21 protein-coding genes, 1 tRNA gene and 1 pseudogene are annotated in these 25,777 nt (G+C 57.4%); 10 read left to right on the top strand and 13 right to left on the bottom strand.

Annotation, left to right across the window (positions count from 1 at the left end):
• Positions 1-122 precede the first annotated feature (122 nt).
• From ACTJKS_RS19660 to proP, 3 genes are all read right to left on the bottom strand, one after another.
• Complete coding sequence (locus ACTJKS_RS19660; RefSeq protein WP_108184403.1) at positions 123-1,049, bottom strand: alpha/beta hydrolase; 927 nt, start codon at positions 1,047-1,049, stop codon at positions 123-125.
• A 90-nt stretch (positions 1,050-1,139) separates the two neighbouring features.
• A complete protein-coding gene (locus tag ACTJKS_RS19655) occupies positions 1,140-2,402 on the bottom strand; it encodes an MFS transporter (RefSeq protein ID WP_108182884.1) in 1,263 nt (420 codons plus the stop codon).
• A 136-nt stretch (positions 2,403-2,538) separates the two neighbouring features.
• Positions 2,539-4,041, bottom strand: coding sequence for a glycine betaine/L-proline transporter ProP (proP, locus tag ACTJKS_RS19650; protein WP_041071723.1), 1,503 nt, complete (start codon positions 4,039-4,041; stop codon positions 2,539-2,541).
• Positions 4,042-4,271: 230 nt separating this feature from the next.
• Between proP and ACTJKS_RS19645 the strand changes: the two genes are divergently transcribed.
• The gene (locus ACTJKS_RS19645; RefSeq protein WP_041071726.1) at positions 4,272-6,476 is read left to right on the top strand and encodes an OsmC domain/YcaO domain-containing protein; all 2,205 of its coding nucleotides are present in this window, start codon (positions 4,272-4,274) and stop codon (positions 6,474-6,476) included.
• A gap of 116 nt (positions 6,477-6,592) precedes the next feature.
• Here the strand turns inward: ACTJKS_RS19645 and ACTJKS_RS19640 are convergent, their stop codons facing one another.
• Both ACTJKS_RS19640 and ACTJKS_RS19635 read right to left on the bottom strand, forming a co-directional pair.
• On the bottom strand, positions 6,593-7,429 hold the full coding sequence (locus ACTJKS_RS19640) for an SDR family oxidoreductase (protein ID WP_108182882.1): 837 nt from the start codon (positions 7,427-7,429) through the stop codon (positions 6,593-6,595).
• Between the two features lie 105 nt (positions 7,430-7,534).
• Complete coding sequence (locus tag ACTJKS_RS19635; protein ID WP_108182881.1) at positions 7,535-7,816, bottom strand: hypothetical protein; 282 nt, start codon at positions 7,814-7,816, stop codon at positions 7,535-7,537.
• Positions 7,817-8,312: 496 nt separating this feature from the next.
• Here ACTJKS_RS19635 and ACTJKS_RS19630 point away from each other — a divergent pair, with 496 nt between their 5' ends.
• Positions 8,313-10,232: a tyrosine-protein phosphatase gene (locus ACTJKS_RS19630; RefSeq protein WP_262947949.1), complete on the top strand. Its 1,920-nt coding sequence runs from the start codon at positions 8,313-8,315 to the stop codon at positions 10,230-10,232.
• 177 nt (positions 10,233-10,409) lie between these two features.
• Here ACTJKS_RS19630 and ACTJKS_RS19625 read toward each other — a convergent pair whose 3' ends face one another.
• A complete protein-coding gene (locus tag ACTJKS_RS19625; protein ID WP_440828979.1) occupies positions 10,410-11,390 on the bottom strand; it encodes an AraC family transcriptional regulator in 981 nt (326 codons plus the stop codon).
• A 537-nt stretch (positions 11,391-11,927) separates the two neighbouring features.
• Here ACTJKS_RS19625 and ACTJKS_RS19620 point away from each other — a divergent pair.
• Positions 11,928-13,133: a reverse transcriptase family protein gene (locus ACTJKS_RS19620; RefSeq protein WP_262947947.1), complete on the top strand. Its 1,206-nt coding sequence runs from the start codon at positions 11,928-11,930 to the stop codon at positions 13,131-13,133.
• Positions 13,134-13,206: 73 nt separating this feature from the next.
• On the top strand, positions 13,207-13,884 hold the full coding sequence (locus ACTJKS_RS19615; protein WP_262947946.1) for a retron Ec48 family effector membrane protein: 678 nt from the start codon (positions 13,207-13,209) through the stop codon (positions 13,882-13,884).
• A gap of 63 nt (positions 13,885-13,947) precedes the next feature.
• On the opposite strand, the gene ACTJKS_RS19610 is transcribed toward ACTJKS_RS19615, so the two are convergent.
• Entirely contained in the window at positions 13,948-14,592 is a 645-nt protein-coding gene (locus ACTJKS_RS19610) for a DUF2026 family protein (protein ID WP_085700760.1), read from the bottom strand.
• Between the two features lie 625 nt (positions 14,593-15,217).
• Here ACTJKS_RS19610 and ACTJKS_RS19605 point away from each other — a divergent pair.
• Positions 15,218-16,660 (top strand): caspase family protein, encoded by a 1,443-nt coding sequence (locus ACTJKS_RS19605; protein WP_262947945.1) that lies wholly within the window; start codon positions 15,218-15,220, stop codon positions 16,658-16,660.
• A gap of 150 nt (positions 16,661-16,810) precedes the next feature.
• On the opposite strand, the gene ACTJKS_RS19600 is transcribed toward ACTJKS_RS19605, so the two are convergent.
• Positions 16,811-17,173 carry a DUF6124 family protein gene (locus tag ACTJKS_RS19600; RefSeq protein ID WP_041072735.1) on the bottom strand — a complete coding sequence of 121 codons (363 nt, stop codon included), beginning with the start codon at positions 17,171-17,173 and terminating at the stop codon, positions 16,811-16,813.
• 602 nt (positions 17,174-17,775) lie between these two features.
• Between ACTJKS_RS19600 and ACTJKS_RS19595 the strand changes: the two genes are divergently transcribed.
• Entirely contained in the window at positions 17,776-18,027 is a 252-nt protein-coding gene (locus ACTJKS_RS19595) for a DUF2790 domain-containing protein (protein ID WP_262947944.1), read from the top strand.
• Positions 18,028-18,071: 44 nt separating this feature from the next.
• Here ACTJKS_RS19595 and ACTJKS_RS19590 read toward each other — a convergent pair whose 3' ends face one another.
• Positions 18,072-19,016 (bottom strand): LysR family transcriptional regulator, encoded by a 945-nt coding sequence (locus ACTJKS_RS19590; RefSeq protein ID WP_262947943.1) that lies wholly within the window; start codon positions 19,014-19,016, stop codon positions 18,072-18,074.
• Between the two features lie 87 nt (positions 19,017-19,103).
• Here ACTJKS_RS19590 and mug point away from each other — a divergent pair, with 87 nt between their 5' ends.
• The 4 genes and pseudogenes from mug (at position 19,104) to ACTJKS_RS19570 (ending at position 20,520) form a co-directional block, all read left to right on the top strand.
• A complete protein-coding gene (gene mug / locus ACTJKS_RS19585; RefSeq protein ID WP_262947941.1) occupies positions 19,104-19,673 on the top strand; it encodes a G/U mismatch-specific DNA glycosylase in 570 nt (189 codons plus the stop codon).
• Positions 19,615-19,755, top strand: a pseudogene (locus ACTJKS_RS19580) (DUF1801 domain-containing protein); the annotation flags it as partial. The gene mug and the pseudogene ACTJKS_RS19580, both read left to right, overlap by 59 nt.
• Positions 19,756-19,893: 138 nt before the next feature.
• A tRNA-Gln gene (locus tag ACTJKS_RS19575) sits at positions 19,894-19,968 on the top strand.
• A gap of 171 nt (positions 19,969-20,139) precedes the next feature.
• Positions 20,140-20,520 (top strand): RidA family protein, encoded by a 381-nt coding sequence (locus tag ACTJKS_RS19570; protein ID WP_025113298.1) that lies wholly within the window; start codon positions 20,140-20,142, stop codon positions 20,518-20,520.
• 65 nt (positions 20,521-20,585) lie between these two features.
• Here ACTJKS_RS19570 and ACTJKS_RS19565 read toward each other — a convergent pair whose 3' ends face one another.
• The 4 genes from ACTJKS_RS19565 to ACTJKS_RS19550 form a co-directional block, all read right to left on the bottom strand.
• The gene (locus ACTJKS_RS19565) at positions 20,586-21,656 is read right to left on the bottom strand and encodes an SMP-30/gluconolactonase/LRE family protein (RefSeq protein ID WP_145598418.1); all 1,071 of its coding nucleotides are present in this window, start codon (positions 21,654-21,656) and stop codon (positions 20,586-20,588) included.
• Positions 21,653-22,798: a sterol desaturase/SRPBCC family protein gene (locus tag ACTJKS_RS19560; RefSeq protein ID WP_262947939.1), complete on the bottom strand. Its 1,146-nt coding sequence runs from the start codon at positions 22,796-22,798 to the stop codon at positions 21,653-21,655. Before ACTJKS_RS19560 ends, ACTJKS_RS19565 begins: the two co-directional genes overlap by 4 nt.
• Positions 22,799-22,910: 112 nt before the next feature.
• Positions 22,911-23,774: a LysR family transcriptional regulator gene (locus ACTJKS_RS19555; RefSeq protein WP_041072725.1), complete on the bottom strand. Its 864-nt coding sequence runs from the start codon at positions 23,772-23,774 to the stop codon at positions 22,911-22,913.
• 267 nt (positions 23,775-24,041) lie between these two features.
• Positions 24,042-25,760, bottom strand: a complete 1,719-nt coding sequence (locus tag ACTJKS_RS19550; protein WP_440828978.1) for a hydrogenase maturation protein — start codon at positions 25,758-25,760, stop codon at positions 24,042-24,044.
• Positions 25,761-25,777 lie beyond the last annotated feature (17 nt).

Raw genomic sequence — 25,777 nt, 5'->3', positions numbered from 1 at the left:
CGATGGTAGTGTGGGGTTTCCCCATGTGAGAGTAGGTCATCGTCAAGATTAAATTCCGAAACCCCAATTGCGAAAGCAGTTGGGGTTTTGTTTTGTCCGCAGGAAAGTGCTTCGCTTGCCAATTAGCCCTTAATTGCCCCGATCTGATGCGAAAGCCACGCCCGGCTGTAGTCCAGAACACGACTAGCCATGGTGGTAGGAAAATGAATAAAGCCATGGGCGGACGAGGGCAGTAGATGTACTTCAACTGGTGCCGATTGTTGCCAACGCTCAGCGAGTTCCAGCGTGTCATCGCGCAGCGGATCCAGTTCGCCGGTGAACATCAACGCCGGTGGCAATCCGCTCAAATCGCCGTAAAGCGGAGACAATGGCGCCTGTCGGCGTTCATCATCGCTCAGTCCTGGAGTCAGCAGGCGCAGCGCCTCGACCATGCCCGGGCCGTCGAGTACCAGCGTTTCTGCAGGTGCGGCATGTACGCTCGGGGTGCCCGCGAGATCGTAGACGCCGTAATACAGCAAGGCGCCGCAGACGCGCTGCAACAAGCCGGGTGCAGGTTTGAGTGCCAATAACGTTGCGGTTGCCAAGTGCGCGCCCGCGGATTCGCCGACGACGATCACCGGCAGGCCAACGAATTCCGTGCAATTGTCGCTCAGCAGCCAGCGTGCGGCGCAAAGACAATCCGCCATCAACGCCTCAACCGGTGTATTGACTGCCAACCGATAGTCAACTGACACCACTGTCACGTTGCAAGCCTTGACCATTGCGATGTTAAGGTCATCGTTCATCTGTGCATTGCCGATCACCCAGCCGCCACCGTGGTAATCAAGTACCACACCCTTGGGCTTTCCTTGTGGGCGGATGATTCGGACGGGCACTGAAGCCGCGTGCGAATGAACCACAGTGCTTTGCACTTGAAGGCCGTGCTTGACCGGTTTGTTCGCGCCGAGCATCTGACTGGCGCGCAGCAAAGCCTGGATCAAACGCGGCGTCAGCCGATTGCGAACGCGAAACCGCGGCAGCCAGGCGAGTTTGCGGTTGAAGCGCTGCATTTGCGCCAAATCACTTTCGGTGAACTCAAGCGTGTTATCAGCCAAATCCTTCCTCCCTCATCAGCAATTCCCACTTAACGATATAGGGTTTTACGGCGGAGCAGTGAAGGGCGCCTCACGGTCAAGAACATTCACATCATTCCCCACCCGCCGCAAGGTCTCCGGTACCGCCAACCACAACAGAACGAATGCCACCCCGGCAATCACCGCCAGGGTCAGAAATGCCGCGTTGTAACCGGCTTCCTGCAATACAACACCCGCGACGCTGGCACTTAATGCTGCGCCCAGGCCGAAAACGGTCGAGAGCGCGCCCAGGCTGACGTTGAAGTGGCCGGTGCCCAAGGTCAGATCTTTCACTACCACCGGGAACAATGCGCCGAAGATCCCTGCGCCGACGCCGTCGAGCATCTGTACCGCCACTAGCCAGTAAGGGTCGGCGGACAAGGTGTAGAGCACGCCGCGCAACGGAAGAATCAGGAAGCCCGCGAGCAGCAGCGGCTTGCGTCCCCACACATCGGCTTTGACCCCAACCAGCAGGGCGACCGGCACCATGACCAGTTGCGCGGCGACGATACAGGCCGAAGTCAGTGGTGTCGCCATTTGCAAGTTGACCTGCGCCAGCTTCTGGCTCACCAGTGGCAGCATCGCCGCGTTAGCCAAGTGGAAGAGGGCACAACAGATGGCGAACATCAGCAGCGCTTTGTTGGTCAGCAACACCGTCAATCCCGATGGCGTCTTGCCGTGGGCGGCGTCGCTTGGGTCGAGCCCACGGGCGAGATCATGGTTGATGGCGTTGCTGTCGACGAAGCTCACGGCGATCACGCTGCACAGCGCCATGACCGCCATCAGATAGAACACCGCCACCGGCCCGAACAAGTAGGCAAACCCACCAGCCAGCAGCGCCGCACAGGCGTTGCCAGCATGGTTGAAAGTCTCGTTGCGTCCGGTGCGCCGGGTGAACGCGCGCGGACCGGTGATGCCCAGGGTGATCGCCGAGATAGCCGGTGCGAACACCGATGCCGCTGCGGCGCTCAGCGCTTGAGTGATCGCCACCAGACTGAAGGACGTCACGAAGGGCAATACCACGCAACTGCCGGTCACCAGCAATGCGGCAATCGCGATGACCGCTCGTTTACTGCGTGTGTTGTCGACCAGAGCACCGGCGGGTGTCTGGGTGACAAGGGCGGCGACGCCAGCGAGGGTCATCACCAGCCCAATGCTGGCCGGTTCCCAGTGATGCACGGCCAACAGGTAAATGGCCAGATACGGCCCGAGTCCGTCGCGCACATCGGCGAGGAAGAAGTTCAGGCTGTCCAGCGAGAGGTTGTTGCGACGATCGGAGTGAGTGTCCACGCTGGCACCTTCGATATCGAGGTTGCTTAGAATGGCGCAACCTTCGTCAATTCAGTGAGTGGTCGTCTGCGGATTGAGTTGCACGGCGTTTATGTGGCCACTCGACTCCGTTTTGAGTGGCCACGCTGCGAACGGCTCAGTTAATGCGCGGATGCTGCTGCACCAACTCCTTGCGTTTGGCTTCCAGTTCGGCGATTTCGGCGTCGATGTCTTCGATTTTCTGCTCGATGTGGTCGTGGTGTTCCTTGAGCAGTTCCTTGGCTTCCTCAAGGTCAGACGCCGCCGGTGCAGCACCCCGTAGCGGTTTGTTGGCGGTCTCTTTCATGGTCACGCCGGTGATCAGGCCAACCACGGCAATCACCATCAGGTAGTAGGCCGGCATGTACAGGTTGTTGGTACTTTCCACCAGCCAGGCCACGGCGGTCGGGGTCAGACCAGCGATCAGCACCGAGACGTTGAATGCAGCGGCCAGCGCGCTGTAGCGGATGTGCGTGGGGAACATCGCCGGCAGGGTCGAGGCCATGACGCCGATGAAGAAATTCAGCAACACCGCGAGGATCAGCAAACCGGAAAAGATCAGGCCGATCTTGCCGCTGTTGATCAGCATGAACGCCGGAATCGCCAGCAGAAACAGACCGATACTGCCGACAACAATGAAGGGCTTGCGGCCAATCTTGTCGCTGATAAAGCCGATCGCCGGCTGCACGAACAGCATGCCGACCATGATCGCGATGATGATCAGCACGCCACGGTTTTCGCTGTAGTGCAGGTTGTGCGACAAATAGCTCGGCATGTAGGTCAGCAGCATGTAATAGGTGACGTTAGTCACCGCCACCACGCCAATGCAGGTCATCAGGCTGCGCCAGTGCTTGGTCGCGACTTCCTTGAACGAGACTTTCGGCCCGCCCGCCAGACCTTCACGGTCGCCTTCTTCGAGTTTTTCGACGTGCTGCTGAAATGCCGGAGTTTCTTCCAGTGCATGCCGCAGATAGAGGCCGATCATACCCAGCGGCAGGGCGAGGAAGAACGGCAGGCGCCAGCCCCATTCGAGGAATTTCTCTTCGCCGATGATCGTCGAGATCAGCACCACCACGCCGGCACCGAGGACGAAGCCGGCAATCGAACCGAAGTCCAGCCAGCTGCCGAGGAAGCCGCGTTTGCGGTCGGGCGCGTATTCGGCAACGAAGATCGAGGCGCCGGTGTACTCACCGCCGACCGAAAAACCCTGAGCCATTTTCGCCAGCAACAGCAGGATCGGCGCCCAGATGCCGATCGACTCATAGGACGGTATCAGGCCGATGGCGAAGGTGCTCAGCGACATGATCACGATGGTCGCGGCCAGCACTTTCTGCCGCCCGTATTTGTCGCCCAGCGCACCGAAGAACAGCCCGCCCAGCGGACGAATCAGGAACGGCACCGAGAAGGTCGCCAGCGCTGCAATCATCTGTACGCCAGGATCAGCCCCGGGGAAGAAGATCTTGCCGAGTGCATAGGCGACAAATCCGTAGACCCCGAAGTCGAACCATTCCATGGCATTGCCCAGCGCGGCGGCGGTGATCGCTTTGCGCATCTTGGCGTCGTCGACAATGGTGATGTCTTTCAATCCGATGGGATTGACCTTGTTTTTCCTTGATTTCATGCGGGTCACTCATAGCTGAACGGATTCGATGCCATTGTTTTGGTGGCATGGGTTCTTTCCGTCAGATACAAGAAGACACGAAATAATTCACTGCTCGTGGCATTTTTGTCGTCCGCAGCCGCACAGGCGCCGCACAGCCCACTCGGCGATGATTACGCAAAAGCACAAGACGTCAGGCTGAAAACCCGGATAATGGCCGCCAATTCGTTTTTGCTCTCTGGTAAACCCGCATGGAAATCAAGGTCAACTTTCTCGACAACCTTCGACTTGAAGCCAAGTTCGACGACTTCACGGTGATCGCCGATCAGCCCATCCGCTACAAAGGCGATGGCTCGGCACCGGGGCCGTTCGACTACTTCCTGGCGTCGTCGGCCTTGTGCGCGGCTTACTTTGTGAAGCTGTATTGCGAGACGCGTAACATCCCGACCGACAATATTCGCCTGTCGCAGAACAACATCGTCGACCCGGAAAACCGCTACAACCAGATCTTCAAGATTCAGGTCGAATTGCCGGCGGACATCTCTGAAAAAGATCGCCTGGGCATTCTGCGTTCGATTGATCGCTGCACGGTGAAGAAGGTCGTGCAGACCGGTCCCGAGTTTGTGATCGAGGAAGTCGAAAACCTCGACGCCGATGCGCAGGCGCTGCTGATGCCGCATTCGACGTCGGCGGCGGGCACTTACATCGTTGGTAAGGACCTGCCGCTTGAGCAGACCATCGCCAATATGTCGGGGATTCTCGCGGATCTGGGGATGAAGATCGAGATCGCCTCGTGGCGCAATATCGTGCCTAACGTCTGGTCGCTGCACATCCGTGACGCGCACTCGCCGATGTGCTTCACCAACGGCAAGGGCGCGACCAAAGAGGGCGCACTGGCCTCGGCGCTGGGCGAGTTCATCGAGCGCCTGAACTGCAACTTCTTCTACAACGATCAATTCTGGGGCGAAGACATCGCCACCGCCGAGTTCGTGCATTACCCGAACGAGCGTTGGTTCAAGCCCGGCCCGAAAGACGAGCTGCCGGCAGAGATTCTCGACGACTACTGCCTGGACATTTACAACCGCGACGGCGAACTCAAAGGCTCGCACCTGTACGACACCAACTCCGGCAACACCCAGCGTGGCATCTGCTCGCTGCCGTTCGTGCGCCAGTCGGATGGTGAGGTGGTGTACTTCCCGTCGAATCTGATCGAAAACCTGTTCCTGAGTAATGGCATGAGCGCCGGCAACACGTTGGCTGAAGCCCAGGTGCAGTGCCTGTCGGAGATCTTCGAGCGCGCGGTCAAACGCGAAATCCTCGAAGGCGAAATGGCCCTGCCGGACGTGCCGCAGGAAGTACTGGAAAAGTACCCGAGCATTCTCGCCGGGATCAAAGGCCTGGAAGAGCAGGGCTTCCCGGTGCTGGTGAAGGATGCGTCGCTGGGTGGTGAATTCCCGGTGATGTGCGTGACCCTGATGAACCCGCGCACCGGTGGTGTGTTCGCCTCGTTCGGCGCACACCCGAGCCTGGAAGTGGCGTTGGAGCGTAGCCTGACCGAGCTGCTGCAAGGCCGCAGCTTCGAAGGCTTGAACGATTTGCCGCAGCCGACGTTCTCCGGCCAGGCCGTGACCGAACCGAACAACTTCGTCGAGCACTTCATCGACTCCAGCGGTGTGGTGTCGTGGCGCTTCTTCAGTGCCAAGTCTGACTTCGAATTCGTCGAGTGGGACTTCTCCGGGCAGGGCGAAAACTCCAACGCCGAAGAAGCCGCAACGCTGTTCGGCATTCTCGAAAACCTGGGCAAAGAAGCCTACATGGCGGTCTACGACGATCTCGGCGCCAACGCTTGCCGGATCCTGGTGCCGGATTACTCGGAAATCTACCCGGTCGACGATCTGATCTGGGACAACACCAATAAGGCCCTGCAATTCCGCGCCGACATCCTCAACCTGCACAGCTTGAGCAAAGTCGGTCTGCGCAACCTGGCCCAGGGCCTGGAAAACAGCGAGCTGGATGATTACACCGATATCACCACGCTGATCGGTATCGAGTTCGACGACAACACGCCGTGGGGCAAGCTGACCATTCTGGAACTGCGCCTGCTGATCTACCTCGCCCTGCAGAAATTCGAGCAGGCCAAGGACCTGGTCGAAGCGTTCCTGCAATACAACGACAACACTGTCGAACGCGGCTTGTTCTATCAGGCGGTGAATGTGTGCCTTGAGATGGAGCTGGACGAGGATCTGGAGCTGGCCGATTACGAAGCCAACTTCCGTCGCATGTTCGGTGACGAGCGCATGGACGCGGCGATTGGTTCGGTCAACGGCAGTGTGCGTTTCTACGGTCTGACACCGACCAGCATGAAGCTCGAAGGGCTGGATCGGCATTTGCGTCTGATCGACAGTTACAAAAAGCTGCACACCGCGCGGGCGAATGCGGCGGCGTTGAAGCGCTGATAGCAGACGGTCACTTCGTAGTGAGGAGCCTGTGGCGAGGGGCTGAATCCCCTCTCCACGGTTGCGTAAACCTGTGCGGGCGGGCTTGCCAAAGAACAGGTCGTCTCAGTGAATGATTACTGCGGCGCCAGATCGCCGTACAAGTACGCCGCCGTCACACCCCCATCCATCAAGAAATCGCTACCCGTAATAAACGTGCCTTCCGGCCCCATCAGCAACGCACCGACCGCGCCGACTTCATCTGGTGTGCCACCGCGTCCGGCGGCGCTCAAGTCGATCATGCGCTGATAGCCGGGGCCACGCGGGCCGCTCAGTTCGTCTCGTGCCAGCGGGGTGAAAATGATCCCCGGGCTGATGGTATTGACCCGCGCCCCACGCTTGCCCCAACGCACCGCCTCGGCCATGACCCGCAATGAGTTACCGCGTTTGGAAATCTGGTAAGCGTGCAAGGGATCGCTGATCTGATCAGCTTGTAGCATCGGTAACGCCAACAGTTCTTCCACCGGCGTGGTGGCCAGTGCCTTGTTCTGCTCGACACTCAGAGCCGGCAGGCGATGGCCAGACTGCGAGGCGATCACCACCGCCGAGCCTCCCTTGGCGATGACATTACCGAATTCCTCCAGCACCAGCGCCGTGCCATACAGATCCACTCGAAGAATGGTCGCGACTGGCGCCTGCGAAGGGGAAACGCCAGCGGCAAGGATCACGCCACTGATCTCGCCGATGGCGGTGGCGGTCTGCACCAGGGCCTGCACCGATTCACGAGAGGCGATGTCGACGACCGTCGCGGTGACCTCAAACCCTGCATCGAAAAGGACTCTGGCTGCTGCGTCGGCGTTCTCCTGTTTCAGGTCCGCCAGTATCACATGCTTGCCGGCACTGACCCGGCGGGCGATGGCCTGGCCAATAGAACCGGGACCGATGACGACGATCACTTGTGCAGGATTTTTCATGGTGGGCAACTCTTTCCAGGTGTTCCTTCACCTTATAGGGCTGTTCATTGCTCAACAATACGGTTTTGATTGCTAGGGTTCATGAGCAGAACTCATCAATTGTCTTCAGCGTTTGCACTGCGCCTGCACCACCTGGCAAGTGTTCGGCGTCCCTCCAGAGCGGCTCGCATAGCGCATGCAGTTATTCATCGACTTCTTGCGCGCCATGCTCAAGGTGTCGCCCCAGGCCAGACCACCTTCGCCGGAAGTGGGCACGGCTTTGGCGTAGCAGTTCGAGCCGTTGGTGGCGTAGCGTTTGCTCGAACAGCCGGGCGTCAGCGCCATGCCGGTGGCGAGCAGGGTCAGTAGCACCCAAGACGAGCATTGGCGTGCGGTGATTGTGGTCATCTGGGTTCCTCGTTGAGTCATGCGCCTCAATGGCCTCGCTGACAGGCGTTGGGCATTATCCAGCAATCGACATAAGGAAGCGTCCCCAATGCGTGCACCCACACTACACCTGATGTGCGGCAAGATCGCCTCGGGTAAAAAGTGGATGACGCCATCTGCCGTGCTCGGTTGCATGCACGCAACACACTGGCCGAGCATGAGTTGGCGGCGTCGGAGCGGAGTTTGATTTGATCACTCGATACTTTAAGGCGCCAGACATGGGCGGCAAGCTCCCACTTTGGATCTCTGGCAGCTGCCAGTCCTGAGCTCACCGCAAAAAAACTGTGGGAGCTGGCTTGCTCCCGAAATTCATGCAAAAAACCGAACCCTACGGACAAAAAACGCAGCCCACGGCCCGATCGCGCAGCCATCTTCTTGCGCAGTCGTTCTGTCATATTCGGTATCAGTTGATTGCAGATAGTAGCCAGCCCAACGCTAATTCCAATGAGGCTGCACTGTGTTTCAACGTCTTGTGTGTTCGCTGTCTGTTCTGAGCCTGTCCATCGCTGCTGCCCAGGCTGCCGAGCCGGTCGTGCTCGACACGCCCCGCCTGCAAAGCATCGACAACTTCCGTGATGTCGCCGGGCTGACCACCGCGTATTCCACGGCCCACGATGGCACGATGCGCGGTGGCGTGTTCTACCGCTCCAACGCGATCACGCCGTCGGCAGCGGATCTGGCGACCCTCAACAGCCTCGGCATCAAAGCCGTCTACGACCTGCGCACGCCGAGCGAAATCGCTGGTACGCCGGACACAATGCTGAGCGGCGCGAGCTACCAGAACATCGACATCATCGGCAGCACCACCTCGGGCGCGAACATCACCACCGTGTCGTTCAAAAGTGCCGCCGATGCCATCGCCATGATGGAACAGACCAACCGCGCCTTCGTCAGCGACGCGGGGATGCGCGGGCAGTTCGGCAAGTTATTCAACGAACTGGCCAGCACCGACGGCGCGCAACTGTTCCATTGCACCGCCGGCAAGGACCGCACGGGCTGGACGGCCGCCGTGTTGCAGAGCATCGCCGGCGTCGACAACGCGACCATCATGGCCAACTACCTGGCAACCAACGACTACACCGCCGCGCGCGTCGCCGCGACCCTCAAGGCGTTGCCGCCGAGCATGGCCTCGATCTATGCGCCGCTGCTTGGCGTGCAGGCCAGCTACCTGCAGGCCGGTCTTGATGAAGTCACCGCCGAATACGGCAGCATGGACAACTACCTCAAGCAAGGTCTTGGCCTGTCGCAGGAAACCATCTACGTGCTGCGCGGCAAACTGGTCGAGTACAACAGCCTGCCGGGGCAGGCCGGATTGGTCGGCAACGCCGCTGCCGGTGCCGAATTACTGCGTCAATTGCAGAACACCAACCTGTCTGGCAGCTACAGCGCCTACAACTCTTACCTGCAATCGGCCATCGACGCCGGCACCCTCGGCGGTGTCGAAGCTCAGGTCGGCGGCCAGGTTCATGCCGACGCCGCCAGCTACCTGCTGCGGCAGAACGCGTTGATCGAACAAGCCGCCGCCCCCTACGCCAGCGGCTCCGATCTGAACGTCGGGCAATACCGGTTGTGGACCACCGCGCTCGCCGGTTACCTCGGCACCGACGGCTCGTCCCGCGCCGAGAGCAGCAACGAACACAGCCAAGGCCTGATGGTCGGCATCACCCAGCGCTTCTCCGAACAACTCAGTGCTCGCGGCGGTTTCGGTTACAGCAAAGGCACCGTCGGCGGCGCAGGTGGCGAGGCCGATACCGACTTCACCTTCTTCAACCTCGGTGCGCGCTACGGCTTCACCAGCCTGGAACGCGGGCTGTTCGTCGACGCCAATGCCAGCGCCGGCTACGTCGATTACGCCAGCAAACGCGAACTCGGCGGCGGCCTCGGCACGGCCAAGGGCGACACCCACGGTAACCTCACCGGCGCAACATTGGCGCTGGGTTACCGCGCACCGGTCAACGGCATGATCCTCGAACCCAGCCTCGGTGTGCGAATCAGCCACCTCGACCTCAAAGGCTTCAAAGAGCAGGGCAGCGAACTGGCACTCGACTTCGACGACAACACCGCCACCCGCCGCAGTGCCGTCGCCAACCTCAACGTGGCGTTCGCCCCGGTGGCGATGGGCGCTTGGCAACTGGTGCCAGGCGTACAAGTCGGCTACGAACGCACGCTGGGCAACAACGACGTCAACAGCCAGGGCCACTTGCTGGGCCTCGACATCGAACAACGCGCCGCCTTCGACAACCGCGACCAGTTCAGCGGCGGCGTCAACCTGATGGCCAGCCTTGGCGCTGTCAGCGTCGGCGCAGAAGTCGGTGCCAGCGGTGGTGGTGACAGCCACGGTTTCAGCGGCAGTCTGAAGGCCAGTTACGCGTTCTGAAGCAGGGACAACCGCGCAAGGTCAAGGACGACCACCATTGACAAAGCACCATCAGAACCCGCTAGAAGCAGGGAATTGGCGACCCTGATTCACCGACTAACCCTGTGGGAGCGAGCCTGCTCGCGAAGGCGTCATGTCAGCCAACATCACCGTCAACTGACCCACAAGCTTCCTTGCCTATAAACCAATCAAACCCGACCCCCTCAGTTGCGCCGGACTCACCCCATACGCCTGCTGAAAATACTGACAAAACCGCCCGATATTGCTGAAGCCAAAGCGCAACGCCACCTCCGTCACCGACGCCGAATGCCGCAGCGCCTCGAAAGCCCGCTCCAGCCGCACCTGCCGCTGATACGCCACAATCGACATCCCGACAAACCGCCGAAACCCCTCCTGCAATGCGCGCTGACTGACATTGCTCAACCGCGCCAGCTCTACGCCACTGACCAATTGCTCCGGATGCGCCTGAATAAACGCCATCGCCAACTTCACATGCCGCGGCGCCACCCTCGGTGCAGGCTGGCGCAACGCCTCGGTAAAATTGTGCGGCCACGCCTCCAGCACCGCATCAATCAACATCTCGCGCAACCGCGACGGCATCAGCGTGCCGCTGTTGAGCAACAGATCAAACTCCGTGCCCGTCGCCAGATCAATCAACGCCTTGATCCCCCGAAACGCCGCCGTGTGCAAATCCACCATCGGCTCAAACACAATCTTCTGCACAACCGGTCGCCCCAACAACGCCGCCAACCGCTCCGTGAGCTGCGCCCGACTCACGGAAATCCCGTGCTGCGCATGATTGTCGAGAAACCGCATCGAACGGATATCCGCCTTATCAATCGCCAACCCCACCTGCGCCACACCGACGGACTTGGTGCGGTGGTTGAACACAATCTTGCCCGCCGTGGTAATCACGAAAGTGATCTCGTCCTGCGGGTCGGGGAAGGTGACGGTGAAATCACCGTGGTAATGCATACGCCGGAAACTCACGCCGTCGTGTCTGCCGTAGACACCGTCGATGATGATGCTGGAAGGGATTGGCGGGGAGTCGGCGTAGCGATTGCCGAAGAACCGGGAGAAGAGGGCGCCGAAGTCTTCGGCGTGGAGGTTTTCGGAGCGGAGGATGATTGTCTGGCGGGGTGGGGCGACGGAGTACACCTTGGGGCACCTTTTGTTGGGGCTCTTGGGTAAGTGAGGAGGAGGCGCAGGGGAGGTTAGCAGGTTGGGGGTGACAGGTTTGTGACGGCGGTTTCGTCGGTGGAGAGAGGTCTGCTTTCGGCCAAAAGCGGTCGGTAGGCGCTCTAGTGGTTAAACGATAGCGTATCGCTATGGATGTTCGGCAACGGAGTTTGTCATCTATATTATTAGGTGGCCTTCGAGATCATAAATTTGTTGCTTACCGAAGAAAATAGTGTATTTTCGGGTTGCGTAGGCGTATCGCCTATTTGCCGCAATCGAAACATAACATCCGCTGGTTAGCTCAGTAATGAGCGTTCAATGTGTAGGCATTGAACTGATGAGGAGAGGGCCCCGGCAGTCTCCGACCCCCGCGTCCCGCTGGAGTGCTTCACGGTGGGCCTACCATGAGAAAGATGGTGGTTTTCAGCGGATGGTTTCGATGAACGCAACATCTTTCTCTTTACCCTATGTTATGGGTTGGTACGGCTCACATTTATATCCAATGGATTGGCTATCGTGCTTGCGAACCCACTAAAAATCTCGAAAAACTCAATTAGTAGTCGCGAAAATTTATGCAAGCTTCTGCGTGTTACTGATGAGTTCCTTGCTTCTGTATTGGCATTGAGCCATGAGGAGCGATACACCAAAAAAGAAAATGTAAAAAAAGCGGGAGGAATAAGTCGCCCCATTTACAACCCTCATCGATTCTTAAGAAAAATCCAAAAGCGAATAAATGTTGCAATTTTTTCCAACCATTACGTGATTAGATGGCCGCACTATATTTATGGCTCAGTGCCAAACCAAAAAAACAATGACGCCTATGATAGCAAGGACTATGTTTCTTGTGCTGGAAGGCACTGCGGTGCAAAAAGCCTGCTAAAAGTTGACGTTTCGAGCTTCTTTGACAACATCCATCAGGATATAGTTTTCTCTATATTCAGCAGATTTCTTAAATATGACGATGAAGTCTCCAGTGTTCTTGCCGACTTGTGCTGCCATAACTCTCATCTTGTTCAAGGGGGCTTGACATCAAGTTACATTGCCTCTTTGTGCTTATATGATGTTGAGGGAGATGTTGTTGAGCGACTTAACAGAAAAGGCTTCACCTACACTAGATTGGTAGATGATATAACTGTTTCATCAAAGTCGCTAAATACCGACTTCACGTATTCGCTTAAAATTATTAGTGATATGTTGACCGCCAAAGACCTCCCTATCAATGAAGGTAAGACCCGAGTATTTAGAACCTCCACTGAACCACTGACCGTCCACGGACTGAGAGTAAGTTTTAATACTCCGCGACTTCCTGCTGATGAGGTAGGTAGAATTAGAGCAGCGGTTCGCAACTTAGAGTCTCTCGCAGCCGAGCCTAGCTATAGAACTACGCACGGATACAGGCATGATTATAATCGCTGTATGGGGCGGGTGAATAAACTCCATAGGGTTCGCCATAATCAACATAAAGCGCTTCTAAATAGACTTAATTCCATTAAGCCTTTGCCATCAAGACGTGATGTTAATAGAGCTAAAGATATGGTTGCACGCTTAGAAAAAGATTTTGACACCAAAAAGCATACCCACTGGTACAAGTCTAGATTTCATCGAGTTATGGAGCGGCTGATAGTTTTAGATCGTGTCTACGACATAACTTCTAAGCAGTTAAGGAATAAGTTAAGAAGGCTCAAGCCTGCGAGTGAGGACGTAATTGATAAGTCTTTATGAATTGATAGCGTGGCCCTCTAAAGGTATGCGAGATTTTTTTTCAAGTCAGCATTCTTATTTTAAGTACTTGATTATGTTGCTTGCCTCAATCGGAGGTGTCGGTTTTGGTCTTTCTTTTGTTATATTTGTGACGATTTTTCTTGCAGATCAGCTTTACCTGTTACCGTTTTGCTTTACCAATAAGTGTTTTATAAGCCTGTATGAACATTATAGCACGGCTTTCAATATTGCTAAGTCAACGTTAGATCTCATTGTCCTTGTTGCTACTGTCGGTGCGATTTTTGTGGCGCTGTTGAGTTACTTGTCTACACTCAAGTCGTCGTATTTTACAAACCATATATCTCACCTTTCTCTGTTTCAGAGCTTCTTCGTGGAGGAAGTAAGGAAGAGGGACTTACTTTCTATGTCATCATTTGATCCTCATAAAATCTACGGCCTTATCTATTCGAACTCAAGAAAGGGAGATATGTCATTGTCTAATTCGTATTTTGAGTTCGTTGGTCAGCTTAATGAGGTTATCTCTGGTTCGAACTTTAGATCTTATAAGGCTAGTAAAGGGCCTTTTATCTACAAAGACCACCAAGCGGAAATGATCAAAGCTTTGGAGGGGATTGGATTCAATCTTCAATTTATGCCGAAGAAAGATTTTTACGAAATTGAAACTCAAGTGCTTTCATTGCTTGACTCAATTTCAAAATCTTTTTGCGGGGGGGATGATCGAACAAAGCTTGAAAGGCGCATTTACAGATAGGTGCATTTGATTTGGCAGGCCCAGGGGGGAGGTACGGCTGATTCTGAGAGGCTCGGAGTCTGTTCACCAAGCTCCAATTACCGAAGCATCTTTAAGCCTCACATGGCTCACCTGACCCTTTTCGTTACGTATGGTGAGGACTGAGGGAATGGTTTTTGGTGGCTTTCTGTACCAGTCGCTGCACCCCTGAACTACGTCAGTCAGAAATTGGTTTTCCGCGACTTTCCTCAACAGGCTGTCGGTCAGCTCCATATTCGGATCGAAGAAGAAGTCACCATCCCTTACGAGGTCTGCCGGGGAAGGCTTCATCGTCTCGATCTTTCGTTGAAAAGATTTCGCCGGGGGCAAAAATGCATGATTCGAGGATGCGGCCGTTTCGGGGAAAATCGGAGTCATGAAGTCAATGAGGTAACCGTCACAAGCGACCATCGCATGAAAAGCATCGACGGAGCTATGGACTTCGTTATTTTCAATTTTTGCGAAGCACATGACGCTTGAGTCTCTCATATCGCTCATCAGGCACATGGCACCTGCCAAGGCATGAGCCTCTTTCTTGTAGTGTATGCGCAGTATTGCTGCGCCTGCCAGGCTGAAGTACCAGCAAGCGTGAGCAGTGTCTGCGTTAGCAGAGTCCAGGACGCTTCGGATTACGCGATGAATCCTCAGGTAGTCCAATAGCGGGAGTAAATCGGTCGATTTTTTGCTCATATGCGCCCTTATCGATAAGTATGTGGCTTGCCCTCGGCCAACTTAAACGTAGATCATGCCATGGCCTAAACACAAATTGAGCGTATCGAAGTTGTTGGCAGATGAGTAGCCACTCATGACCGACCACTATTAGCCGCTCTCTGCCCGATACCTCGGGCGGAAATCGGCCAAAAGCGGGCTACCGCGCATCAGCTGGAAAGAGGCCATAGAGGATGAGTGCGCCTACGAAGGCTGGGGCTGTTCAACTTTCAGTATTCCGCTAGCGCACATATGGCATAAGGGGACGGATTTATTTTCGAAAATGGATCTGTCCCCATTTATTGGGGCTTTGATGACTGGCCGCTTTTGGCCGACAGCGGTCGCTTACCGATGTCCGCTTCTGGCCGCTCTCTGCCCGACACATCAGGCGGGAGTCGGCCAAACGCGGCCAGTCAATGCAACCAAACGTAACTAAACAGGCTGCTCGCTCACACAACGTGTTGACGGAGCTTAAATACTTAACTTCCGCCCATGGGCTTAGCGGCCTCACCCTAGATCGTCGGAATTTCGACTTCTTATGAATTCGTTGGACGGAGTGATGTCAAAATAGTAGCCTAGATATACCTTTATTCAAGGAAGAGACCGAATGAAACGGCGTTTAACGGCACTCGTAATTGGAATTTCAAACTATCCAGGCGGAGCAGCTCTAGCTAATGCAACGCATGATGCTATCGACATGGCTGAAGTACTTGAAGCCTTGGACTTTTCAGTAATACTAAAGGTTGATTGCACCGCAGAGGACATAGATAGAGCCATAGAAAACTTCAAAGACAATTTAAATAGTAACGATGTTGGGTTGTTTTATTTTGCCGGCCATGGAATACAAATCAAAGGCGAGAACTACCTGATAACAACCGACACAAATTTTTTTGATGAAATCTCAGTAAAACACACATCATTCGCCCTAAATCAGCTTATAGAGATTATGGACGACTGCTCAAATCCAACTAACTTAATAATATTGGATGCATGTCGAAACAATCCTTTTGTGCGATCTTGGAATCGTGGTCCAGAACTGACCGGGCTGGCTTCGGTCTACACTCCAAAAGGAACACTTATCGCGTTTGCTACATCGCCAGGTGAGGTAGCAGCAGACGGTCCTAATCGCAACGGCAGTTATACTGAGGCGCTTCTTAAGCACATCAACACACTCGATATTTCCGTAGAGGATCTTTTCAAGCGAGTTAGAAACACGCTCAGCGTTACCACGAGCAATAAACAGACATCTTGGGAGCACACCTCCCTTTCTGGCGATTTTTTCTTTAACATTAGCGCCGGGCGACGCCTCACAATCTACAGCGCCGCTGCTATCGCAGACTCGACGTTCATCCCTCCGATCGGCACACCAATTGCTGAGTGCATTCGAGAGTTAAAGTCAAGAAATTGGTACATTCAAAATCCTGCCATTTACAAACTTACCAGGGAAAATCTTGAAGCGTCAGATGTAAACTCACTATTTGTCTTGGGAAGAAATATCTATCAGGCGGCATGTGGATCGTCGAACGATGCAACGCATTATATTACTGACTTCAATAAAAACACATCTGAACTGTCCATAGAAAAAAGAAAGTCTATATTGGATGGCATGCTGTTTGAGGTGTTCTTTAATTCAAAAGGTGAGATCAGAGACGCGTTTAAGACCTCGAAATTTGACGAGCTCTTTGAGCTGCGAAAAATTGAGACGCTGATGCCGAGCTTTGAGCTGATCTCTGATGTACTGATAACCTATCAAAATCGATTTTACGTGATCCCTGGAAAGTTGAGGCAAATCAACATCGACATAAAGTCACAACAACTAGATTCAGGTGAGAAATTCATTACTGGAATTTTCTTTGAGGGGACCAATATCATCAGTAAAAATCTGAATAAGTATGCCGAAGGGGTGATCGGTCACCCAATAAGATACGACCACCTGGTAAATATGATAACGACACAGATGATGATTCCAAAATCCCAGCTTACTATCACGTGTGACTTTGATGAGAAATCAAATATTTTAATACCTTTCGGGACTAATCTCGCAAAATAATCAATGCGCTCAGAATTACCAAGGGCAACTGTGGGTCGAAAGCAGTCCTGCCTGAACGACTGCTTTTGGCCGGAAGCAGACAAATCACGCAGTCGATTTCTGACAGATCCCTCTCGGCGCTCACCATAGAGCGCCAAGCGGGAATATTCGCTAGGCCGTCGGCACAACATTATCCAACGCCTGATTCACCGCCAATTCTCCCAGCATCACGACCTGCGCAATGCCCAGCAGGGTCTTGCGAATCGGGCCCTCAACCAGCGCCGCGACGTCCCCCAACATCACCGTCGCCGAACCCAGTGATTCACTGGCGTTCGCCAGCAATTCCTCGGTGGCGATTTTGGGGTTGGCGAGGAACATGGCGTTGGGTGTGTAGGGCGTCGCCATGATTGGGCTGGCGGGGTTCAGGTAGTGGTCGAGGGCGCGTTCGGCGGCTTCGCTGAGTTTTCGGGAATCGGGGGATTCGTAGGGTGAGACTGTTTCGGTTTCGGGCGGGTTTGGTGTGACTTTGAACATGATGTAACTCCTGGGAAAACGATTAAGGAGCCATCACGCTTCGCTACCAAACGAAGGGTGGCGGCCATGCACAGGTTGGTAGACCGGCCCAGGAGCCCGGCGCGCCCGAAGACGCCCTACGCATGACCACCATAAAACAGGGACGGAAAATCGACCTCTGCAAAAGGGGAACTATGCGACCTGGAAGTGCCGGGCTACCAAACCCGATCGCTGCTTTTCAGCGACCGAACCACGATAGAACCCGCACCCTGGGCGCACAAGCCGGCGGATTCTGGCGTAGTCGTAGGCAATGGCGCAAGGCGTTGTAGCCTGGGTTGACGTAACGGCGAGTGTTTTTAAACGTGTGCGGGGAAAGGGTTAAACGTGAGGGTTTTCGGGGCTGCGCTTTTCGTGAATGGATGGTTTGGCAAAGAGGAAAGCGGGGCAGTATGACGTTTCGCTAAATCCCCTCGCGAATGGCCTGTCCAAGGTTCTCAGGTCTTATTCATCACCATTCCGGACACAGTGTTTGTCCAGCCGACCGATTTTTGTCGTGCGCTTCAATCCCTAACATCGTCTGCAACCCGTGACACAACACGGTTTCCCACGAGACGGTGAACATCATGAAACTTGCAAAAATCGCTCTTCTTCTGGCCTTTGGCGGTATCGGCGCGCAGGCGTTTGCGGCGGATGACACCGCGCCAGTCGAGGCGTACAACGCCGCCGCTCACCTAGACATCGCCCACGTGGTGTCGATCTCCGACGCGGCCAATCAGTGCGGCGCGGTGCCGGTGCAGATGACTTATGAAGACTCGAACGGCGCGCAACATGTCGTGCAATACCAAGTGATGGGCAGCGGTTGTTCCAACGGTTGATGTCGGTGCCGGCGCTGGAGGGTCGACACTCCAGGTCTGCGGCATTAAGCCTTGGCGAGTTCTTTGGCCCCGGCGATGTCTTCATCGGACGCCAGCAGTTGCGGAATGGCGGTTTTCAGGAACTCCACCCAGGTCTTGATTTTGGCGTCGACGAATTTGCGCGACGGGTAAATCGCAAACAGGTTGTATTCCTCCAGGCGGTACTGCGGCAGGACTCGCACCAGCGAGCCTCCAACCAATCCTTCGACGGCTGATGCCAGCGGCTGAATGCCGATGCCCATGCCATTTCTGATCGCCGTGGCCATGCCGTCGGCGGTGTTGATGTGGAAGGGCGAGTCGGGGATATTCTGGGTTTCCATGCCCTGTGGCCCTTCGAACACCCAGTTTTCTGCGGGCATTACCGTGTTGACGATGCGCAGGCAATCGTGCGCGGCGAGGTCGGCAGGCGTAGCGGGGTGGTCGCGTTTGGCCAGGTACGCTGGTGAAGCGCAGAGAATGCTGTAAGTGGTGCCCAGGCGTTGCGCGACGAAACCGGAATCCGGCAGGTCGCGGGCGAGGACGATCGACATGTCGTAGCTTTCTTCGAGCAGGTCGGGCAGGCGGTTGCTCAGGGTCAGGTCGAACATCACCGTGGGGTGAATCTCGCGGTAGCGGGCAATGGCGTTGATCACGTAGTGATTGCCGATGGCGGCCATGGCGTGGATCTTCAGACGCCCGACCGGCAAGGTCTGGGCGGTGCCGGCTTCTTCATCGGCGTCGCGCAAGTCATCAAGAATTTTTTCGGCGCGCTGCAAATAACGTACGCCGGCTTCGGTCAACGCGAGGCGGCGGGTGGTGCGGTTGATCAGGCGCGTGTGCAGCCGGGTTTCGAGGCTGGAGACGGCTTTCGATACGTTGGTCGTGGTGGTGTCGAGCACGTCGGCCGCGGCGGTGAAACTGCCGCTTTGGGCCACGGCGACGAAGCAGCGCAGGGTCTGAATAACGTCCATCGTTGTTGTTGGCTCTGTGGATGGGATGGCCATTCTAGAGTTTGCCGTGGGTGGTGTTGCAATTGTTTGCGAGCGAGGGGCGGGCGCATGGCGGGTGAAAGGCTGGAAGACATTCTGGCGCCGGGGCTTTCGGTGGTGTTCTGCGGGATCAATCCGGGGTTACTCGCGGCGGCGCAGGGGCATCATTTTGCCGGGCGCGGGAATCGCTTCTGGCGCACCTTGCATCTGGCCGGGTTTACGCCGCATGAGGTGCAGGCGGAGGACGATCAAAGCATCCTGCAATTTGGCTGCGGCTTGACGGCGGTGGTCGAGCGGCCGACGGCGCGGGCAGATCAGTTGGCGGCGCAGGAATTCGTCGCGGCGGCTCTGGGCTTTGAACAGAAGATCCGCCGCTATGCGCCGCGTTATGTGGCGTTTCTCGGCAAGGCTGCGTATGCCGCGTTGTCGGGGCAGACAGTGGTGGCGTGGGGAGCGCAGGCGAAGACTTTGGGTGGCGCGCACGTGTGGGTATTGCCTAATCCCAGTGGGCGCAATCGGGCCTTCTCCCTTGAGCAATTGGTCGCGGCCTATCAGGAATTGCATCAGGCATTGATCGCAGGCCGATCCAGCGGGGTTGTTCAACGCCAGCCTGGAGGGCAACACCCGCCGGGCGATTGATTTTCACGAGGTCGATCCGGGCGATGCGCAGGCCTTGAAAGCGCTGATTCGCAAGGCGATTGCGCTGAAGGTGTCGAAGTGAATCGTGACGGTTGCCTTGATTCAGAAAATAACTGGCTGTTTTAAAACAAATTTTTTTGCACTCGGGGCTTCCCAGATCAAAAAAAGGTTGGTAAATTGCGGCCCATTCTCGCAGAGCTTGTTACAGAGCTTGAGATACAGGGGCGTCGCCAAGCGGTAAGGCAGCAGGTTTTGATCCTGCCATGCGTTGGTTCGAATCCAGCCGCCCCTGCCATATTCAGAAAAACGCCAGTCCGAAAGGGCTGGCGTTTTTTTATGCGCGCGATTTTGGTCCGGCAGCGAGGGTTGCCTGAGCCGCACCGGAAGACTGTTGTAAACTGCCCCGCGAAAAGTCCCGGCGGGTTGTTGGCCGGCGACCCTCATTCTCTCCAGACAAGAGACTTACATGGCTAATCACGACCTCAGCTTCACCCCTGATCCGGATGCGGATTCGATTTCCTCCGATGTTGTCGGTTTCAACGGCATTCTGGTCTCGACCCAGATCCCGACCCGCGCCGATGGCAGCCTGGAACTGGGGGATATCACCCTGCAAAGCGAATGCACCCTGCAGGCGCTGAAAGTGGCGCTGGAGCGGGCGGGCAGTTCGATGGATCGGGTGATGCACCTGACCATTTACCTCACCGACATGGCCGACCGCGCTGCGTTCAATGAAGTCTACAAGCGCTTCTTCGCCAAGCCATGGCCGGTGCGCGCGGCGGTGGGCGTGGCGTCGCTGGCGGTGGAAGGCATGCGCGTGGAAGTCACCGCGATGGCCGCCAAGGCCTGATCAACCTGCAAAACCGTGCTGGTGGCCAGCGATGACGCCCGGCCATCCAGCACTCGTCTGCGCACTTACTTCAGCGCATCAGCCAGCGGCAACCGCGCCATGTGCCTGGCTTTCAGTGAACCCAAATACAACCAGTCCCCATACTCGCGCGCCGTGGTGATCGGCGAGTAATTGCCGCTGCTGGCATCTTGCAGATTGGCGATCACCTTGCCCTGCAGATCCAGCCCCAGCACAAACCCGCGTTTCTCCACCGGTTTGGGCAGCACAGTCAGTGCCCGGACGATCATCGTGCGCACCCACGGATGCCCGGCGGTGCCGTCGAGCAAGGCACTGCGCGGTGCGTAGAGGGCGACCCAGAAGCGGTTGCTGCCATTGAACGCGAGGTTGTCCGGCAAACCGGGCAGGTTGTCGATGAACAGGTCATGGGTGCCGGCCTTGGGGCCCGTCAGCCAGTAACGACTGATGCGGTAGGCGCCGGTTTCGTTGACCAGCACATAAGCGTCGTCCGGGCCGAGTGTCACGCCGTTGGCAAACTGCAGCTTGTCGAGGAGCACGCTGGTTTTGCCGGTCTGAAAGTCGTAGCGCAGCAAACGCCCGTCACCGCCATGTTCGATGATCGCCTCACCGTCGTGCCCATAGCCCCAGCGGCTGCTGGCATCGCTGAAATAGGCGTAGTGCCCGGACTTGTCGATCGCCACGTCGTCGGTAAAACCGAAGGGCAGGCCATTGGCCTCGGTCGTCAGAGGAATCAGTCGACCCTGAGCGTCAAGCGAGAGCAGGCCTTTGACCGCGTCGGCAATCACCAGCAGACCGTTGGGATGCCGCGCCAGCCCAAGAGGGCGGCCGCCCGTGTCGCTCAGGACTTGGCGTGTCTTGCCATCGAGGCTGGTGCGAATCAGCCGCCCGTCATGCAGGCCGGTGATCAGGAAGTCGCCTTCCAGCAGCAGTGCTTCCGGGCCATCGATGTCGCCCGGGCCAATCTGTTCGACGGCTTTGAGTCGCTGGTTTTCGGCATATATCCCTTCGCTCAGTGACGGTGCCGCTGGCGGTTTCCACGCCACCGGTTGAACCCTGGTTGGCATCAACAGCAAAAACGCGATGACGAGGACGACCAGCAGTAACAGCAGGCGCTTCATGAGTGTTGCCCCGTCAGCGTCAGGTGCTTGAGTGCCATGTCGCGCAGGGCGTGCATCGATGTGGCCGATTCACGTTCGATGCGGCGCTTCAACAGCAACAGGTTGGCAACGCGCATGCCCAAGCCGTCGAAGCGATAATCCAGGGTGCGCACGAACCGTGTGCCGTCGCCTTCGGCCGTGCATTCGTAGGTCAGCCGCAACGACAGACCGTGGTCACCGCGCGCCCGCGCGCACCAGCGCCGGCCGGGCAGATACTCGGTGACCTCCCAGCGCAAATGACCGGCGCGCCCGCCGGCATGAATGTCTTCTTCGAAACGTGCGCCGGCGTGCAGCGGGCCTTGCGGGCCGTCGATCTTCAGCGACGAGGGATGCCACTGCGGCCAGTGGTTGACGCTGGCAGCGTAGCGAAGGATGGCCATGGGTTCGCCGGCGATATCGATCTGGTGCTGCATGCGGGTCATGGCGGGTCTCGAATGGCGCAACGGGGCGGGTTGCGGCTCCCAGTAGAGGGTGCCGAACAGGTAATCCATCAGCGGGAAAACGATATTGAAATTACGCTCCTGCATGCACTCGCGGCGGTGATGCAATTCGTGCAGATGACGCATCTGGCGGATCCACGGCAGGCGGGTCAGCGGATTATTCGGCGGTAGATGCTCGCAGGCGTGAAACACCTCGTAGGTCAGGTAGCCCAGCACCATGCAGCCGCCGAACAGCCCGGCGACATTGGCGTTGAACTGTGCGAGCAGCCACCAGAGCGGCAGGGTGAAAACCAGTGTATGCACGACGATGAGCCAGGCCGGAAACAGAATCACCCGCCAGTCGCGAGCGCCGTCGTAAGTCATGTGGCCGGGGGTGAAAAAACTGTGGTGGTCACCGGCATGCCGCGCATAAAACAGCTTGGCGAACGTCTTTTTGTGGTGGCCGAGATGACGATGAACCATGTACACGCCAACGTTGAACAACAGCAGGGTCAGCGGCACGCTCAGCCATTCCAGTGGCTGTACCTGGCGTGCGCTGCTCCAGAAGGCGCCGATCGCCAGCACGCCGAACAGCAGCACGAAAGCGCCGTGCAGCCACGGGTTGTACAACGGATGAATGGCCGCACGGTAGCGGCTGCGGAATGCCTCGGTGGTCTGCCTCAATGCGTTCACCTGCGGGTATTGTTGTTATACCCGGCAGATTAGCCGATCGGGCCGTTTGTGCAGGCCGGACCTTGAGGTCAGTTGTGCCATGCTCCGGTGCAAAGCGGCCGACTCAGCTCAACGGGTTCCAGCGCTGCGACCAGTCGTCATCGGTCTCGATCACCTGGCGCAACAGATCGAAGGCCTGTTGCAGGGTCGCCGAGTCTCGCTCGCGGGCGTACACCAGATAGGTTGGATAGCCGAATTCCGGGGCTTTGGTCACCGCTTCCAGCGCACCGGTTTCCAGATAGCTGCGCACCACACGGGTGCGAAAGTAGCCGCTGCCGCCGTGTTCGAGGATGTATTGCAGGGCCAGCGGGCCGAGGTTGAAACTCAACGCGGCTTTGGCCTTGTCTGGCAGGGCGGCGTCGTGCTGGCGACGGAAGTCCGGCCCCCAGTCGATGTAGACGTAAGGATCCGGGCGGTTTGGCGCACGCACCAGAATCAGTTTTTCTTCCAGTACCTGCTCGACTTGCAGGCCGGGCCAATATTCCGGCTGATAGACCAGCGCGGCATCGAGCACGCCGAGTTCGAGTTGGCGCAGCAGGTTTTCACCGTCGCGGATTTCCATGCGCAGGGCATGCCCGGGGATTTTTTCGCGCAGTTCGGCGGCCCAACTGAGCATCAACGGGTTGCACAGGCTGACTTCACCGCCGATGTGCAGCACGTTGTGATAGCCGTCCAGCAGCGGCAGGTCGCGCCGCGCGGCTTCCCAGGTCTGCACCAGTTGATTGGCGTAGACCACGAAGGCCTCGCCATTGGCCGTCAGTTTCGCCCCGGCGCGGTTGCGCACGAACAGCGTGCTGCCCAGCTGACTTTCGAGTTTCTGCACCCGGGCGGTGATCGCCGTTTGTGTGACGAACAACTTCTGCGCCGCCGCGGCGAGGCTGCCGTGGCGGACGATTTCCAGAAAGGTGCGGGCGAGGTCGATGTCCATGGGCGGGCCGGTGTCTGAGGTGCGGGCATTGTAAGTGCCGGCTCGCCACCGCGTCATCGTTCATTGCGCTGCGGTTTCCATGGATTTCGTGAGTGATGCAAACCCCTGCAGGAGTGAGCCTGCTCGCGAAGGCGGAATGTCTGCCAAACCAGTGTCGCCCGACACACCGCCATCGCTGGCAAGCCAGCTCCCACAGGTACTGTGTCGGACGCAGAATCCTGTGGGAGTCTGACTTGCCAGCGATGAGGCCTCAGTGGGCGCTGAAGCTCAATCCGCCAACTCAACCTTGCGCACCCGCGCCCAGTCTTCCACCAGCCGCGCCGGCGTGCCGCAGGCCTTGCGCTTGTAGACGAAGTGGCTGCACTTCTCGGCAAACTGGTTGCGGTTGTAGAGCATGTCTTCCTGCATTTCCTGCAGTTCGTTTTCCCGGCATTGCTCGATCAGCACCTGATCAACCCGCAATTTGCGCTCACGCACGGCGGCATAGGTCGGGTCGGTCAATGTCGCATTGGCCCGTTGCAGCAACCATAACGAAAACTCGTCCGGGCAGCGCGGACCGATCTCCTGGACCATGCCCAGTTGCAGCGCCTGCGTGGCGCTGATTGGCAGGCAGGCCTGGGTCAGTTGTTCGGCCACCGTCGGGCCGAAGGCGCGGGGCAGGCTGTAGGTCCAGTATTCCGAGCCATACAGGCCCATGCTTTTGTAATGCGGATTGAGCACGATGTCGGCCCGGGCAAACACGATGTCGGCGGCCAGTGCGAGCATCACGCCGCCGGCTCCGGCATTGCCGGTCACGCCGCTGACCACCAGTTGCTGCGCGCTGAGCAGCTCGGCGCAGACATCGTCGATCGCCTGAATATTGGCCCAGGCCTCGGCGCCCGGATCCTGCGCGGCCTGGATCACGTTCAGGTGCACACCGTTGGAAAAACTGCCGCGCCCGCCCTTGATCAACAGCACGCGGGTGTCCCGCGATTTGGCCCAGCGCAGCGCCTCGACCATGCGCTGACACTGTTCGGTGCTCATCGCGCCGTTGTAGAACTCGAAGGTCAGCTCCCCGACATGCCCGGATTCACGGTAGCGGATCGGCTGATACGCCTCCTCATTGAACGGCTCGCGGGCGATTGACCAGTCGAGCGTCGGCACGTCGGCCAGTTGCCCGGCCAGCACGTGCCGCGCCGGTTGCTTGAAGGTTTCTTCGCCGTGAAGTGGTTTGCGCCGCAACGAGCCGATCCACAGGCTGTGATCACCGGTGGCAACCAGCACCGCATCGTCATGCACCGCGAGGATCTTGCCGGGAATGCCGGTGCGCTGATCGAGGTGCGCGTCGTACACGTAATACTGCCCGCCGGCCAGACTCGCCAGTACACCGGGCTGGCCGTCAGCGGCGTCAATGCAGCGTTTGATGAATCGCGAGCAGTCGTGCCAGCTGAAGGTGCGGTCGGCCTGCTTCATGTTCGGTTGCAGGCGGCCGCGGACTTTGGGATCGCTGTAATCCAGTGCGACAGGGACAAAGCCGTCGATGAATTTTTCGACCACTTCGCGAATACAGCGAATCGCCGCATCGCTGACCCGACCGTTGTACAACTCGGACTTGCGCAAGCCCGGCGGCAGATTGAATTCGCAGGTGGCCCAGACCGGGCCGGCGTCCATTTCCTCCACCGCTTGCAGGGCGGTCACGCCCCAACTTGTGAGTTCGTTGGTGATCGCCCAGTCCAGCGCGCTGGCGCCACGATCGCCGACGATGCCCGGATGAATGATCACCACCGGCCGCCGGAGATTGCTCCACAGCGCTTGCGGCACGCGGTCCTTGAGGAACGGGCAGATCACCAGATCGGCGCCGCTGTGTTCGATCTGTTCGCACACCGAAGCCTCGTCGGTGAACACCACAACGCTGGGCGAGTGCCCGGCCTGGCGCAGTTCCAGCCAGGCGCGTTGAGTCAGGCCGTTGAAGGCCGAGGACAGCAGAATAATCTTCAGTGATCGCATGATTTTCTTCCTTGAAA

It is taken from the genome of Pseudomonas sp. 22189 (assembly GCF_052045635.1).
Classification (GTDB): domain Bacteria; phylum Pseudomonadota; class Gammaproteobacteria; order Pseudomonadales; family Pseudomonadaceae; genus Aquipseudomonas; species Aquipseudomonas parakoreensis.
This window is presented reverse-complemented; position numbering and strand designations above follow the sequence as displayed.

What these genes read in the sequence shown, in the direction of transcription:
- ACTJKS_RS19660 (WP_108184403.1), bottom strand. Translation starts at nt 1,049, where the DNA reads ATGCAGCGCTTCAACCGCAAACTCGCCTGGCTGCCGCGGTTTCGCGTT.
- proP (WP_041071723.1), bottom strand. Translation starts at nt 4,041, where the DNA reads ATGAAATCAAGGAAAAACAAGGTCAATCCCATCGGATTGAAAGACATC.
- ACTJKS_RS19645 (WP_041071726.1), top strand. Translation starts at nt 4,272, where the DNA reads ATGGAAATCAAGGTCAACTTTCTCGACAACCTTCGACTTGAAGCCAAG.
- ACTJKS_RS19640 (WP_108182882.1), bottom strand. Translation starts at nt 7,429, where the DNA reads ATGAAAAATCCTGCACAAGTGATCGTCGTCATCGGTCCCGGTTCTATT.
- ACTJKS_RS19635 (WP_108182881.1), bottom strand. Translation starts at nt 7,816, where the DNA reads ATGACCACAATCACCGCACGCCAATGCTCGTCTTGGGTGCTACTGACC.
- ACTJKS_RS19615 (WP_262947946.1), top strand. Translation starts at nt 13,207, where the DNA reads ATGTTGCTTGCCTCAATCGGAGGTGTCGGTTTTGGTCTTTCTTTTGTT.
- ACTJKS_RS19610 (WP_085700760.1), bottom strand. Translation starts at nt 14,592, where the DNA reads ATGAGCAAAAAATCGACCGATTTACTCCCGCTATTGGACTACCTGAGG.
- ACTJKS_RS19605 (WP_262947945.1), top strand. Translation starts at nt 15,218, where the DNA reads ATGAAACGGCGTTTAACGGCACTCGTAATTGGAATTTCAAACTATCCA.
- ACTJKS_RS19600 (WP_041072735.1), bottom strand. Translation starts at nt 17,173, where the DNA reads ATGTTCAAAGTCACACCAAACCCGCCCGAAACCGAAACAGTCTCACCC.
- ACTJKS_RS19595 (WP_262947944.1), top strand. Translation starts at nt 17,776, where the DNA reads ATGAAACTTGCAAAAATCGCTCTTCTTCTGGCCTTTGGCGGTATCGGC.
- ACTJKS_RS19590 (WP_262947943.1), bottom strand. Translation starts at nt 19,016, where the DNA reads ATGGACGTTATTCAGACCCTGCGCTGCTTCGTCGCCGTGGCCCAAAGC.
- mug (WP_262947941.1), top strand. Translation starts at nt 19,104, where the DNA reads ATGGCGGGTGAAAGGCTGGAAGACATTCTGGCGCCGGGGCTTTCGGTG.
- ACTJKS_RS19570 (WP_025113298.1), top strand. Translation starts at nt 20,140, where the DNA reads ATGGCTAATCACGACCTCAGCTTCACCCCTGATCCGGATGCGGATTCG.
- ACTJKS_RS19565 (WP_145598418.1), bottom strand. Translation starts at nt 21,656, where the DNA reads ATGAAGCGCCTGCTGTTACTGCTGGTCGTCCTCGTCATCGCGTTTTTG.
- ACTJKS_RS19555 (WP_041072725.1), bottom strand. Translation starts at nt 23,774, where the DNA reads ATGGACATCGACCTCGCCCGCACCTTTCTGGAAATCGTCCGCCACGGC.
- ACTJKS_RS19550 (WP_440828978.1), bottom strand. Translation starts at nt 25,760, where the DNA reads ATGCGATCACTGAAGATTATTCTGCTGTCCTCGGCCTTCAACGGCCTG.